This window comes from Ruegeria arenilitoris (genome assembly GCF_013031355.1).
Classification (GTDB): Bacteria; Pseudomonadota; Alphaproteobacteria; order Rhodobacterales; family Rhodobacteraceae; genus Ruegeria; species Ruegeria arenilitoris_C.
On sequence record NZ_WPZO01000001.1, the window covers coordinates 236,608 to 249,451 of the forward strand.

General features: G+C 59.9%; 13 protein-coding genes. 2 read left to right on the top strand and 11 right to left on the bottom strand.

Translation table 11 applies throughout. The annotated features are described in order from the left end of the window. Nucleotides 1-2 precede the first annotated feature (2 nt). The gene (locus GOX63_RS01150; RefSeq protein ID WP_437436602.1) at nt 3-1,097 is read right to left on the bottom strand and encodes an efflux RND transporter periplasmic adaptor subunit; all 1,095 of its coding nucleotides are present in this window, start codon (nt 1,095-1,097) and stop codon (nt 3-5) included. Between the two features lie 335 nt (nt 1,098-1,432). After that, entirely contained in the window at nt 1,433-3,151 is a 1,719-nt protein-coding gene (gene metG, locus GOX63_RS01155; RefSeq protein ID WP_170324656.1) for a methionine--tRNA ligase, read from the bottom strand. A gap of 175 nt (nt 3,152-3,326) precedes the next feature. Between metG and GOX63_RS01160 the strand changes: the two genes are divergently transcribed. Further along, entirely contained in the window at nt 3,327-4,259 is a 933-nt protein-coding gene (locus GOX63_RS01160) for a hypothetical protein (protein ID WP_170544563.1), read from the top strand. Between the two features lie 11 nt (nt 4,260-4,270). Here GOX63_RS01160 and GOX63_RS01165 read toward each other — a convergent pair whose 3' ends face one another. From GOX63_RS01165 to GOX63_RS01200, 8 genes are all read right to left on the bottom strand, one after another. After that, nucleotides 4,271-5,491 (bottom strand): MFS transporter, encoded by a 1,221-nt coding sequence (locus tag GOX63_RS01165; protein WP_170324658.1) that lies wholly within the window; start codon nt 5,489-5,491, stop codon nt 4,271-4,273. Nucleotides 5,492-5,561: 70 nt separating this feature from the next. Beyond that, nucleotides 5,562-6,158 carry a YceI family protein gene (locus GOX63_RS01170; protein WP_170324659.1) on the bottom strand — a complete coding sequence of 199 codons (597 nt, stop codon included), beginning with the start codon at nt 6,156-6,158 and terminating at the stop codon, nt 5,562-5,564. Then, complete coding sequence (locus GOX63_RS01175) at nt 6,155-7,369, bottom strand: MFS transporter (protein ID WP_170324660.1); 1,215 nt, start codon at nt 7,367-7,369, stop codon at nt 6,155-6,157. The genes GOX63_RS01170 and GOX63_RS01175 overlap by 4 nt, the downstream gene beginning before the upstream one ends. Nucleotides 7,370-7,433: 64 nt before the next feature. Beyond that, nucleotides 7,434-8,054 carry an ImuA family protein gene (locus GOX63_RS01180; RefSeq protein ID WP_170324661.1) on the bottom strand — a complete coding sequence of 207 codons (621 nt, stop codon included), beginning with the start codon at nt 8,052-8,054 and terminating at the stop codon, nt 7,434-7,436. Nucleotides 8,055-8,114: 60 nt separating this feature from the next. Then, a complete protein-coding gene (locus GOX63_RS01185) occupies nt 8,115-8,693 on the bottom strand; it encodes a retropepsin-like aspartic protease family protein (RefSeq protein WP_170324662.1) in 579 nt (192 codons plus the stop codon). Nucleotides 8,694-8,734: 41 nt separating this feature from the next. Further along, nucleotides 8,735-9,355: a MarC family protein gene (locus GOX63_RS01190; RefSeq protein ID WP_170324663.1), complete on the bottom strand. Its 621-nt coding sequence runs from the start codon at nt 9,353-9,355 to the stop codon at nt 8,735-8,737. Next, nucleotides 9,352-11,205 (bottom strand): ABC-F family ATP-binding cassette domain-containing protein, encoded by a 1,854-nt coding sequence (locus GOX63_RS01195; RefSeq protein WP_170324664.1) that lies wholly within the window; start codon nt 11,203-11,205, stop codon nt 9,352-9,354. The genes GOX63_RS01190 and GOX63_RS01195 overlap by 4 nt, the downstream gene beginning before the upstream one ends. Before the next feature lie 80 nt (nt 11,206-11,285). After that, nucleotides 11,286-11,561 carry a hypothetical protein gene (locus GOX63_RS01200; protein WP_170324665.1) on the bottom strand — a complete coding sequence of 92 codons (276 nt, stop codon included), beginning with the start codon at nt 11,559-11,561 and terminating at the stop codon, nt 11,286-11,288. A 345-nt stretch (nt 11,562-11,906) separates the two neighbouring features. Here GOX63_RS01200 and ndk point away from each other — a divergent pair, with 345 nt between their 5' ends. After that, nucleotides 11,907-12,329, top strand: a complete 423-nt coding sequence (gene ndk / locus GOX63_RS01205) for a nucleoside-diphosphate kinase (protein ID WP_068334875.1) — start codon at nt 11,907-11,909, stop codon at nt 12,327-12,329. Nucleotides 12,330-12,382: 53 nt separating this feature from the next. On the opposite strand, the gene GOX63_RS01210 is transcribed toward ndk, so the two are convergent. After that, nucleotides 12,383-12,730 carry a TfoX/Sxy family protein gene (locus tag GOX63_RS01210; protein WP_170325509.1) on the bottom strand — a complete coding sequence of 116 codons (348 nt, stop codon included), beginning with the start codon at nt 12,728-12,730 and terminating at the stop codon, nt 12,383-12,385. Between the last annotated feature and the right edge of the window lie 114 nt (nt 12,731-12,844).

Consider the following 12,844-nt stretch of genomic DNA (forward strand, 5'->3'; position numbering starts at 1 on the left):
GGTTACTCTCCCGGCTGCTCAGAGGCCACGACCGCATCCACGGCCACACCCGGACGAACCCTTTGCAGGCCCTCGACGATGACGCTTTCACCTTCGCGCAGGCCATCCTTTACGATGATTGCAGTCTCGACGGTGTCTCCGGTGGTGATATAGCGCTGCTCGACCATCTGCTTGTCATTCACGACCAACACGAATTCTCCTCGCTGGTCACGTTGCAGCGCGGCCTGAGGGATCAGGACCTCAAGTGTTGGCTCCAAAGCTTCGATCTGAACGCTCAGGAACTGACCGTCGACGATCAAACGAGCGGTGTTATCAAATTCGGCCCGAACTGCAATTGCGCCTGTCAGAGGGTCGATGCGGTTGTCAACGAAGACGATCTTGCCGGTTTCATCCAGATTGGTGCCGTTGGGCAGGGTTAAGTGCACGTTTGGACTTTTGCTGCTTTCGGCCAACGAGGCTGCGCTCTCACCATATTGCTCAAGAACCGTAGTGAATTGTTTTTCGTTCAACGAAAAGTTCACATAGATCGGCGCCTCGCTGACCAGATTCACAAGAGGAGGGTTCGTCGGCCCAACCACGTCGCCCACACTTGTGGCGACGCGGCCGAGACGCCCGGAAAAGGGGGCGTGAATTTTGGTATAGCTCAGGTCCAGCTCAGCTTGCTGGATTGCGGCATGGGCTGATTTGACTTCAGCCTCGGCGACCAGTTCATTCGCACGTGCGATGTCCCGCTCGGATTCGGGGGTCGCGTCGCGTAGGTAAAGCTCTTCCTTTCGGGCCAGCTCTACCTTTGCCAGTTCCAGATTGGCCTCAGCACGGTCCAAATCGGCCTTGCGGGCTTCGAGTGTGGCTTCATAGAGATCGGGTTCGATCGTGAACAACAAGTCGTCTTTGCTTACGAGTGAACCGTCAGTTACTTCCTGGCTTTCAAGAAATCCGTTAACCCTCGCTACGATGTCAACCTTGTCGATCGCCTCGGCACGACCGATGAAAACAGCTTCTTCAGTGATTTCCTGCGTATAAGCCGCAGCGATGGACACCTTAGGGGGCGGGGCGTCGCTTTCATCCTGCGCCAGGGCCGCATTTGCCATGCACATACAGACCAAAGCGGCAACGGCTGGCCCGTAGAAGCGGGATTTGGAGTTCTTCAATGCAAGGGACATGGCAGGCGCCTCGTTAAAGCTATGGATCATGCGCCCGGGCTGACTGACCGCCCCGACGAGTCGAGTGAATTTCTGGTCAGGATGGCTGTTTTGCGTGTATATCTCAAGCTTCTTGAATGCGAATTAATCGTTCCGGTCGGCAGAATTTTTCGCGCCGTCAGGCGAACTTAGGCTGATTTTCTTAAGTCCGCTTTTTCAATTTCCCGCCGGAAAAACGAAAACGAGGGCCGCGCGGGCCCCCGTTTTTGTGTTCGACATTGAGTTTTGGATCAGTCGCGTGTTCCGGCAAACCGGGTCTGCCAGTCTTCGCGCTGCTCGTCGGTGATTTTGGCGAACAGAACGTCCGGCACGGTGAATTCATGACCCGCGGGCAGGGCGCTGAGCGCGGCCTCGACATCCTCGGGCCAGCCGGTGTCCAGCGTGTTCATCGCGCTCAGCATCTTCGCCGAGGTTTCGGGGATGAACGGGGCGCTTAGAACGGCGTAGAGACGGATCAGGTTCAGACCCAGGCGCACTTGTGTTGCCGCCTGTTCCGGATCTTCCTTGAACGTGGACCAAGGGGCAGCGGCCTGCAGATATTCGTTGCCCGCCACCCAGATCGCTCGCAACTCCTGCGCGGATTTGCGAACCTCCATCGCCTCCATATGCCCTTCATAGGCGCGGACACGACGGGTGAGTTCTTCGATCAGCGCCTGTTCGCGTTCGCCATAGCTGCCGCCTTCCGGCACGGCTTCGCCGAACTTCGAGCGGCAGAACTTGGTGATCCGGCTGACAAAGTTGCCCAGCACGTCGGCGAGGTCTTTGTTCACTGATTGTTGGAAGTTCTCCCACGTGAACTCACTGTCGCTGCTTTCCGGCGCATGGCTCAGAAGCCACCAGCGCCAAAAATCGGCGGGCAGGATTTCCAGCGCCTGATCCATGAACACACCGCGGCCCTGAGAAGTCGAGAACTGGCCACCGTCATAGTTCAGGTAGTTGAAGGATTTCAGGTGGTCGACCATCTTCCACGGCTCGCCCGAACCCAGAATGGTCGCCGGGAAAGACAGGGTGTGGAAGGGCACGTTGTCCTTGCCCATGAACTGGACATAACGCACGTCATCGGCGCCTTTGTCGGTGCGCCACCAGCGCTCCCAATCGGCATCAGATTTGCCGGTGGCATCCGCCCATTCCTTGGCGCAGGCAATGTATTCGATCGGCGCGTCGAACCAGACGTAGAAGACCTTGCCTTCCATCCCCGGCCAGTCCTGATCACCTTTTTTGACAGGCACACCCCAGTCCAGATCGCGGGTGATACCACGATCCTGAAGGCCGTCGCCGTCATGCAGCCACTTCTTGGCGATTGAGGTGGTCAGGATCGGCCAGTCGGTCTTGCTGTCGATCCACGCGTCCAGCTGATCCTTCATTGCCGACTGACGCAGATACAGGTGTTTGGTCTCGCGCACCTCCAGATCGGTCGAGCCGGAAATGGCCGAGCGCGGCTCGATCAGATCGGTCGGGTCCAGCTGCTTGGTGCAGTTCTCGCATTGGTCGCCGCGCGCACGTTCGTAACCGCAATTGGGGCAGGTGCCCTCGATATAACGGTCGGGCAGGAAACGGCGATCAGCGTTTGAATAGACCTGTTTTTCGCTGACCTCGCGGATCAGCCCGGCATCGTCCAGCTTGCCCGCGAAATGCTGGGTCAGCTTGCGGTTCTGCTCGCTGGACGAGCGGCCAAAGTGATCGAAGCTCAGACCAAAACGCTGCGCGATGTCGGCCTGAACGGCATACATGTCCGCGCAGTATTCCGCGACGGGTTTGCCCGCTTTGGCAGCGGCCAGTTCGGCCGGCGTGCCGTGCTCGTCCGTGGCACATAGGAACATGACCTCATTCCCCCGGCCACGCTGGTAGCGCGCGTACAGGTCGGCAGGCAATTGCGAGCCGATCAGGTTGCCGAGGTGCTTGATCCCGTTGATGTAAGGGATCGCCGAGGTGATGAGAATCCGAGCCATTTTGCGTTTCCACGTATCTATCTGCGCGCCCGTCTACCTTATGTGATCGGTCAGCAAAAGCCCGGTTTCGCCGGTAAACGCCCGAAACGACGGATAACTGCATGTCCAGCATGGTCTTCGCGTGATGGTCCCTAACCGTGTATGATGGGCGTGCATATTTTTCAGGGGGGATAAAATGAAGCTATTCTTGGTTCATCGCCTGATGCAGGCGTCCGCAATTCTCTGTTTAACCCTTTTCTTGACGCCGAGCAGCCAAGCAGACCAAGGCAAAGCCTTGGATGCGATTGACAGTTTTGACAAAGCGATGCTGTCGATTTTCCACCGCGGTCAGGATGAACTGACGGCGCAGACACGGCCGGTCATGGTGATTGCTCGGGATGTGACGATCCTGTCCGAGGATGGTCAGGTGTCGTTTCCAAGGGACGCGCCAAACTACCTGATCTTCAAATCCACATCCCACGTTCTTCTGGGGATTATCGGTGCCGTTACACCGTGGCCCAAAGAAAACGATGACGATGCAAGGTGGAAAAAGGACTTTGAGGCCATTACGCAGGAAATCGACACGCTTTTGCCGTGGATAGAGAAGCTCGACCTGCCAGAAGAAGAAATCGCCCGGCAACGGCAAATGCTTGAGGCCGCACGCACCTTCACCAATGCGGCGGTCCAGCGCGGCACCCTCAACCGTCAGGATGTCTCAGATGCGATCAACGACATGCGACCGGTCTGGGCAGCCAACATGCGCGAAGCGGCGCGGGCCGAGCTTTCCGCGTTGCACAAGGCTGTGTCTGATGCGCGTGCCGGCGTCAGCGAAAAGGTCTGGGACGAGATGTATGTCGTACATCACGGCGGCTCCAATGTGACCGGGATCAATGTCGTCGAACTGTATCTGGAACGCGTGATGCCGCAAAAGGTAGCGGCGGGTCAGATAATGTTTGCCGAAAATGCGCACGGCAACAAGGCGATGGCTGATTTCGTCGGCTATGAGAAGATGCAACGCCTTGTCGGCGCTTGGGCCTTCGGCGATCCGGCGCGTATGGAAGTTGACCTCTTGGGGTATGAGGCAGGTGCCTTGCTTGATGAAATGATCCCGTCCTCGCCGCCGGAGTAACGCTCCGGGCTTTATTCCTCGCGCGACCTCTTGAGCAGCCGCCCGATGGTGAACGAGGTGCGCGGCGCATAGACATAGTTGGTCCGCTCGTCCGGTGTCGGGCGCGAGCGCATCCGGGCGACGCCAAACACGATCAGAACCATATGTCCGGCTGCCACAAAGGCGAACAGGGCACCTGGGCCAAATTCCTGGATCAGCGTGGATGAGATGTAGGGTGAGGCAATTGCCCCCAACGCGTACCAGAACATCAGCGCGGCCGACAATTCCACCCGTTCTTCCGTGGTAGCAAAGTCATTTGCGTGTGCGGAGGATACCGAGAAGATCGGAAAGGTTGTCAGGCCAAAGATTCCAGCGGCCAGCATAACACCCAGCGTACCGGTGCCGGATGCGGCCATCGTAACACCACAGCTGAGGACGGCAGCACCGGATAGCCAGATCAGCACCCAGCGCCGGTCATATTTGTCGGCCAGCCATCCCAACGGGTACTGCGCCAGTGCTCCGCCCAGTACGAATGACGCGAGGAAGAACGCGATCTGATCCACCCCCAGACCGACTTCCTGCCCGTAAACGGGGCCGACCATGCGGAAAGAGGCCGAGCTGAGCGCCGCAACGATCACACCCGCCACCGCCAGGGGCGAACTGCGCCAGGCCAGTTTAGGTCGCAGGCGGGGGGCGTCAGGTGTGATCGGCTGGCTGGCCCGGGTCAGTGTCAGCGGCAATAGCGAAGCGCAACACAGGATCGCCAACAGGTTATAGGACACGTACGAGGCGGGCGGCAGCACGGCAATGATCAACTGCGCCCCCAGCGACGCCCCCATGTCGACGAACCGATACGTCCCCATCGCCCGCCCACGGGTTTCGTTGGTGACTTTGGCATTCAGCCAGGCCTCAATCACGGTGTAGCTGCCTGCAACGCAGGTGCCCGAGGCAATCCGCAACAGGGCCCATAAATAAGGGTTGTCAGTCAGTGTGTGCCCGATCAGCCCCATCGCCCCCAAGGCCGTACAAACGGCAAAGGCTCGTGAGTGTCCGACGTTCCCCATAAGCCGCGGGGCCCACCAGCAACCAATGAAAAAACCAAGGAAATGCGACGACCCCAACAGACCGATCTGCTCGGTCGTGAAGTCCAGTGTAATGCCCGAGATGGCGTCCAGCGGTCCGACGCCGCCGGTGGAAAGCTGCAGCAGAATGACGGAAAGAAAAAGGGCGGCAAAGGAAATGATCGTGCGCATGATGGGCCCAGCTTTACTCAATATTCCGGTAATGCGCGCGCCTTATCGACGCGGAGGCGTCGTTTTTTGCCTATTCCGCTTTTTTGATCTCGGCCCGTATGTCCAGTCCGACGGTGTCCTGCACCAGATCGGCATAGCCGGACGCGCCGAAATCGTGACGGTTCAGCGCGCCGGTCAGGCGGATGGACAGCATGTCCAGATTGTCCGACGCGCTGCCCGAGGGGCGAAAGAGGTCGGCCTGCAGAGCAATCGGTTTCGTGACGTCGCGCAGGGTCAGGTCACCGATGACTTTCGCCCCGCGCGATATACGCCCGCCTTCGCCCAGCTGCACCCTGGTCGATACAAAATGAATGGTCGGAAACCGTGCGACATCCAGAACGTCTGGGCCCAGCATCGCGTTTCGGGCGAACGGCAGTCTGGTGCGGGATTCGGCGGCGTTCAGGGTGACGCTGACGCGGCTGTTGGTCAGATTGCTCAGGTCGATCCGAATATCTGCCGACTGGATCGGCATGGTGCCGGACTGGGCGAGGCCTGACAGATCGAAGGTGAAGGCAACGGATGTTCCTTTGGGCACCAGCACGTAACGGCTCTGGCCAGCGTGGGCCGGGCGGGTCAGAGGCAGTGTGGCCAACCCGGCCAGAAGCGTGCGCCGGGTCAGGTGGGTCATGCCAAGGCCTCCTGCCTGCGGGGGCGTGAACGGTTCAGCAGCAACAGCAGGATGGCAATGTTCAAGCCGTTCCACAAAATGCCGTTGATGAAGGCCAGTTGATAATTACCGGTCACGTCGTAAATCCAGCCGGACATCCAGCCACCCAGAGCCATACCCATGATCGTCATCATCATGACGAACCCGACGCGGGCGCCGGCCTCTTGCGGGGGCATGTATTCGCGGACCACGAGGGCATAGCTGGGCACGATACCGCCCTGCGCCAGTCCGAACAGCAAGCTGATGACGTAGAGCGAGACCATCCCGTCATAAGGCAGGAACAGGAACAGAGCGATACATTGCAGGACTGAGCCGATCAGTAGGGTCATGACCCCACCCAGCTTGTCGGCCACAAGGCCCGAGATCACCCGGCTGACCACCCCGCCCAGCAGCATCAGCGACAACATCTCGGCCCCGACGGCCGGGCCGTATCCCAAGCCGACGCAGTAAGAGACGATATGAACCTGCGGCATCGACATCGCCACGCAGCAGCCGATCCCGGCTAGACCCAAAATGTATTGCAGGGCGCGTGGCGATATTCCAACGCTGCGGGCGTTGATCTGCGCATTGGCGGCGGCGGTGCTGTGCGCTTCGACCGGGACTTGACGGCGTAGAAGAAGGGATAGGGGGATTACGACTGCCAAGGTTATGACCGCCAGCGTCAGATAAACCTGCTGCCAACCGTCGCGGGCCAGAATGCCCGACAGGAGGGTGGGCCAGATCGCCCCGGACAGGTAATTCCCGCTGGCCACCAGCGCGACGGCGATCCCGCGCCGCCGCATGAACCAGTGCGAGATATCAGCGATCAGCGGCCCAAACCCGATCGACGTGCCCAGCCCCAACAGCAGATGCGCCACCGACAGCAGCAGGATATTCGGTGCCCATGTCGCCAGTAGGTAGCTGATTGCGCTTAGAATTGCAGCTCCGATCAGCGCCTTGGTCACGCCCAGCCGGTCAACCATCTGCCCCAGCCACATGTTCCCTAGCGCAAAACCGATCATGGCCAGCACATAAGGCAAAGAGGCCTCGGCCCGGCCGGCTCCGAACTGCGCCTCAACTGCGGGCATCACCACGATCACCGCCCACATGCCCACATTTGCCACCGTGGCGATGGCGAGCGTGATCAGAAGGCGTATCCAGGAATAGCGGCTGTCATGGATTGGGTGGCTCATGCTGGAACGCTAGGACGGGGTCGGGGCTTTTGCCAGTCACAAGTTTTGTGATCCTCGTGAGGTGTCACACCAAAACATCTTCGGTCTCGATCCGTTGCAGGTTCAGTCCGGCGCGCGGTTTGGTCTGGGTGGCTCGCCAACTGACCGGGGGCAGGGCGCGGGCGCGCCGACGGGTCAGGGTCCAGCGGCGGGCCTCTCCCTGATGGGTCGCGGCCATGTGCCAGCGAGTCTCAACCCCTTGCGCGCCGCCATCGCCGGGCGTCAGCAGCAGACCCAGCGGAGCCCGCCCCATCGCGCCACCCTGTTCTGCGGCCAGATGCATGCGCCGCACCGGCGTCAGGCCAGGCGCGCCGGGCAGATCGCCGATGATCAGCGGGATCGCTCCGCTGCGCAGGGCCTCTTCCATGCACCATAACAAGTCCTCGGCGCGGGTGGGGCGGACGAAGATGAACCGGGCGGGATCGGCAAAGGGCATCATACCGTCGGGGTTCAACTGGTCGGGTTCCCACGCGGGCGAAATCCACAGCACCGGCCCCTGCGCCTGACCTGCCAACCACATGGCAAAGCTGCGCCGGGCGGGGCCACAGGCCTCGTGCACGCGGGCCAGTTGCAGGGTGATCTGCGGGTGCAGGGCCAGCCCCGGCGCCTCACGCGCGGGTTTGCGGCCAAGAAGGTTTGTAGACATGCCATCAATCTAGCATGTTCTCATTTTGTTCTCAATCGGGGAGTGCCGCCAAAGACCCTTTTATCGCGACAGGATCATACGGCCATCGGTGAACTGGATATTCGAAAACCGGTGCAGATAGTCCATGCCCAGCAGCGACTGACGCAAATCACCCTCATTGACCCAGGCCGCAACGCCGTGGTCGGTGATCGGGCCCAGCTCAAGACTGTCCAGCCGGATGGGCGCGGTGCGCACCTCTCCGTTCGCGGTCGACGCGCGACCGATATAATTCAATTGGTCGGGGTCAACGCCGATGCGTCTGGCGTCCTGTTCGCTGAACACAATCTGGCTGGCACCAGTATCGACGAGGAAATTGATCGGCTCACCATTCACCAGCACGGGCAGGTAATAGTGGCCGTCATAGGCACGGGGCACTTCAATAGTCTCGCCGGTGACGGTCATCTGCGGGGCGGGGGCAACGGTCGAGCGGATATCTTCCCAAAGGCCAACAACGGCAATGACGCCGACAAAGATAAACACCCAGGCCATGGCCTGCTGCATGGTTTTGTTCAGGGTTTGGCGGTTCTGCGAGATGAACCAGAACAGCACCGCCGTGCCAAGCACGACCAGATACACCAAACGTCCAAAGTCACCTTCCATACCGTACCCCTTACTAGATTCACTTTAACGTATATGGGGATTTAAGATGCAAAACCAAAGGCCTTGAGGCCGTCCAGTATGAACTGAACCGACAGCGCCGCCAGCAGCATCCCCAGCAGCCGGGTAAGGACATTCAGGCCAGTCTTGCCAAGAATGCGAGCGATCAGGCCGCCGGACAGGAAGAAGGCCAGAACCACGGCCATCACCGCCAGCATGACGATGCAGGCTTCGATAATTCCCAGAACACCGGGGTGCTGGCCGGCCAGCAGGATGATCGTTGCAATTGAACCCGGTCCGGCGATCAGCGGAATAGCCAGGGGAAACACCGAAGGGTCGGGATGCTCCTCTTCCTCGGCCCGGTCCTCGCGCCGTTTGGTGCGGCGTTCGAAAAGCATGTCCAGCGCGGTCAGGAACAAGAGCGCCCCACCAGCAACGCGGAAGGCGGCCATCGAGATACCGACAAAACCCAGAACGGCTTCGCCAAAAGCTGCGAAAGCGATCAGGATGCAGACAGCCGTCAGGCAGCTGCGGATCGCTGTTTTGCGGCGGGTTTTGGCGTCCATGTCCTGCGTCAGCGCCACAAAGATAGGTGTGGTGCCGAAGGGGTCGATCACCACGAACAGGGTGGTGAAGGCGGTGATGAAAAAGGCCAGATCCATCATGCGGCATTCTCGGCGTTTTCAAGACGTTCGGCGGCGGCGACCCATAGGGCCTCGGCTTTTTGCATGGCTTCGACGACCTCGGCGAATTTCCGGTTCCAGGTTTCAAGATCGTTGATCTTATCGTCCTCGTACAAAGCCGGGTCCGCCAGCTTGGCCGAGAGCTTGTCGTGCATATCCGTCAGTTTTTCGATCCGGTCCTCGCATTTGCGCAGATCGGAGCGCAGGGCCAGCATCGCCTCGCGCGAGGGGCGCTTGGGCTTGGCGGTCTGCGGTTTCACTTTGACCGGTTTGTCCCGGGCCAGCAGCATGGTGCGATAGGCCTCGAGGTCGCCGTCGAAGGGTTTGACCGTGCCATCCGAGACCAGCCAGAGCCGGTCCGCGACCAGCGACAGCAGGTGCATGTCGTGGCTGACCAGAACCACCGCACCGGAATACGCGGTCAGCGCTTCGACCAAAGCCTCGCGGCTTTCGATGTCCAAGTGGTTGGTCGGCTCGTCAAGGATCAGCATATGCGGCGCGTCGATGGTCGCGATCAGCAATGACAGGCGCGCCTTCTGACCACCGGACAGCCGCCCGACCAGAGTTTCGGCCTGGTCCGCGTTCAGCCCGAACCCGGCCAGACGCGAGCGCCACTTACCCGGCGCCTCATCAGGGCGTAGGCGGCGCAGGTGGTCCAGGGGTGTCTCGTCCACATGCAGCTCATCCACCTGATGCTGTGCAAAATAGCCGATGCGCAGCTTGTTGCTGCGGGTCATCTTGCCCGCCATCAGGGGCAGGCGGTTGGACAGCAGCTTGGACAGGGTCGATTTGCCCTGACCGTTCTTGCCAAGCAGCGCAATCCGGTCGTCCTGATCAATTCGCAGGTTCAGGCGACGCAGGACCTCGGTCTCGCCATAGCCCGTCACACCGCCTTCGAGATGGATGATAGGAGGGGACAGTTCCTCGGGCTCGGGGAAACTGAACGCACGGAGTGCTGCCTCTTGCGGGGTCGAGACCAACTGGATGCGCTCAATCATCTTCAGGCGAGACTGGGCCTGTACAGCTTTGGAGGCTTTGGCACGGAACCGGTCCACAAAGCTCTGCAGATGGGCGATGCGGGCCTTGGCCTTGGCATTCTCGGATTCCGCCTGCGCCAGACGTTCGGCGCGGCGTTCTGCGAACTTGTCGTAGGGCACCGCGTAGTAGGTGAGCTTGCGGTCTTCCAAATGCAGGATCGACCCCACGGCCCGGTTCAGCAACCCACGGTCGTGGCTGATGATGATCACAGTATGAGGATACTTGGCCAGATAGCTCTCCAGCCACAGCGCGCCTTCGAGGTCCAGATAGTTGGTCGGTTCGTCCAACAGCAGCAAGTCGGGCTGAGAAAACAGCACTGCCGCCAGCGCCACGCGCATCCGCCAACCGCCCGAGAAATCCGAACAGGAGCGCAGCTGGTCTTCATCGTCGAACCCAAGTCCCTTGAGGATCGAGGCCGCGCGCGCCTCGGCCGACCAAGCGTCGATATCCGCCAGACGGGTCTGAATCTCGGCAATACGCGCCGGGTCTTCGGCGCTGTCGGCTTCGGCCATCAGTGCGCTGCGCTCTGTATCGGCGGCCAACACCGTGTTGATCAGCGACACATCGGAGGAGGGTACCTCTTGTGCCACACCGCCGATCCGAGCGCGTTTCGGCAGCACGATATTGCCCGACTCCAGCGCCAGTTCGCCTCGTATCAAACGGAACAGGGTGGTCTTGCCGGTGCCGTTCCGCCCCACCAGTCCAACCTTGTGGCCGTCAGGAATGGTGGCGCTGGCGCCGTCAAACAGGGGGCGGCCTTCGACCGCATAGGTGATGTCTTCGATCCGTAACATGGCCCGAGCACTGAGGCACCGCCCGAGCCTTGTCAATGGGATTGATCAGGGCAAAGCTGGCTAAGGCTGGCTGCCTGATATCATTTCAGGTGCAACGCGATCTCTTCTAACGGGTAAGAGTTGAAGCCAACCATGGGGCTGTCGCCGTTTTCGCTAAAGGCAAATACGTGGATCTCATCATGGTATAGCGTTGCGCGACAAAAGGTTTCGGTTTGGGGCAAGTTCTTTGGGCAGGTTTCCAGATCCGTGTGGGCCACTGAGGTTTCAAAGACTTCGTATGTCAGCGGCACCGCAAGATCAGCGGCCAATGCGGTGGTTGCCGTCAAACCGGCGATCAGGGTCAGTGTCATTTTCATCGTGATGCTCTCATTTTGCTTTCTGTCTCTGTTCGCGCAATGCATAGCTGACAAAAAAAGTCGGAAATTAAAAGCTCATACAGAAGACTGCGTCAATCCTTCGCGCTTTCGGGGCTATCATCCTCGGGTATCGGTTCTGCTCCGCCAAGCGCCCGTGGCGCTGTCGGCATTTTGGCCGGGGCCCTGCGCGCATTGGATCGACCAGTTGAACACGGCACTCGACACAATCTGATCGGCAAATCCACGCCGTTTCATCATTGTACTTTTCATGAGCCAAATACCGTGTTAGGCGGCGCGCGATGGATTTCGGCGCGACCCCGCGCCTTATGTTAAGGAGAGGCCGACATGGCACTGGAACGCACATTCTCGATCATCAAACCCGATGCAACCCGCCGCAACCTGACTGGCAAAATCAACGCCAAGTTCGAAGAAGCCGGCCTGCGTATCGTTGCGCAAAAGCGCATCCACATGACCAAGGAACAAGCCGGCAAGTTCTACGAAGTGCACGCCGAGCGTCCGTTCTATGACGAACTGTGCGAATTCATGTCGTCGGCTCCGGTCGTTGTTCAGGTTCTGGAAGGCGAAGGCGCCATTGCCAAGAACCGCGAAGTCATGGGCGCAACCAACCCCGCAGATGCAGCCCCCGGCACCATCCGCGCCGAGTTCGCTGAATCGGTTGGTGAAAACTCGGTCCACGGTTCGGACGCTCCGGAAACCGCAGCTGTTGAGATCGCCTACTTCTTCTCGGGCATCGAACTGGTCGGCTAATCCGCCATCAGATCGGATTTATGGGCCGCTCCCGGTAACGGGTGCGGCTTTTTTCATACCGGCTTGAGGTCGTCCACCGAGACCCGCACGCCGACCGCGTCCAGATCCGAGATCATCTGAGTTTCAGGCGCGGCGCGGACACTGCCCTTGATCGCGTCAAACCTCTGACGCAGGGCATTTTTCTCATCGCCTTTGCAGTCATTCCACGGCCGTCCCTGCAACCCCATCACCAGCACGTAGTAGCCGATGAAATGTGGCCGGGTTCCGGCACGCACCAAGCGGGCATAGGCTTCATCTGGACCCAATTCACGCAATTGCTGCGCCGAGTGAATCCCTGCGCGGGCGCAGGCCTGTTCGAAAGCTGGGCCAAGGTTGCGGATTGAAGAGACGGGATCGGACATGCCCAACTCATAGCCCTGTGGAGCAGTGATGTCGACCTGACGCAGGGTTTGTGCAACATCTGACTTGCCAGATAGGCTGCCCTGCGATTTCATGACGTTATGCTGTCAGGAGGT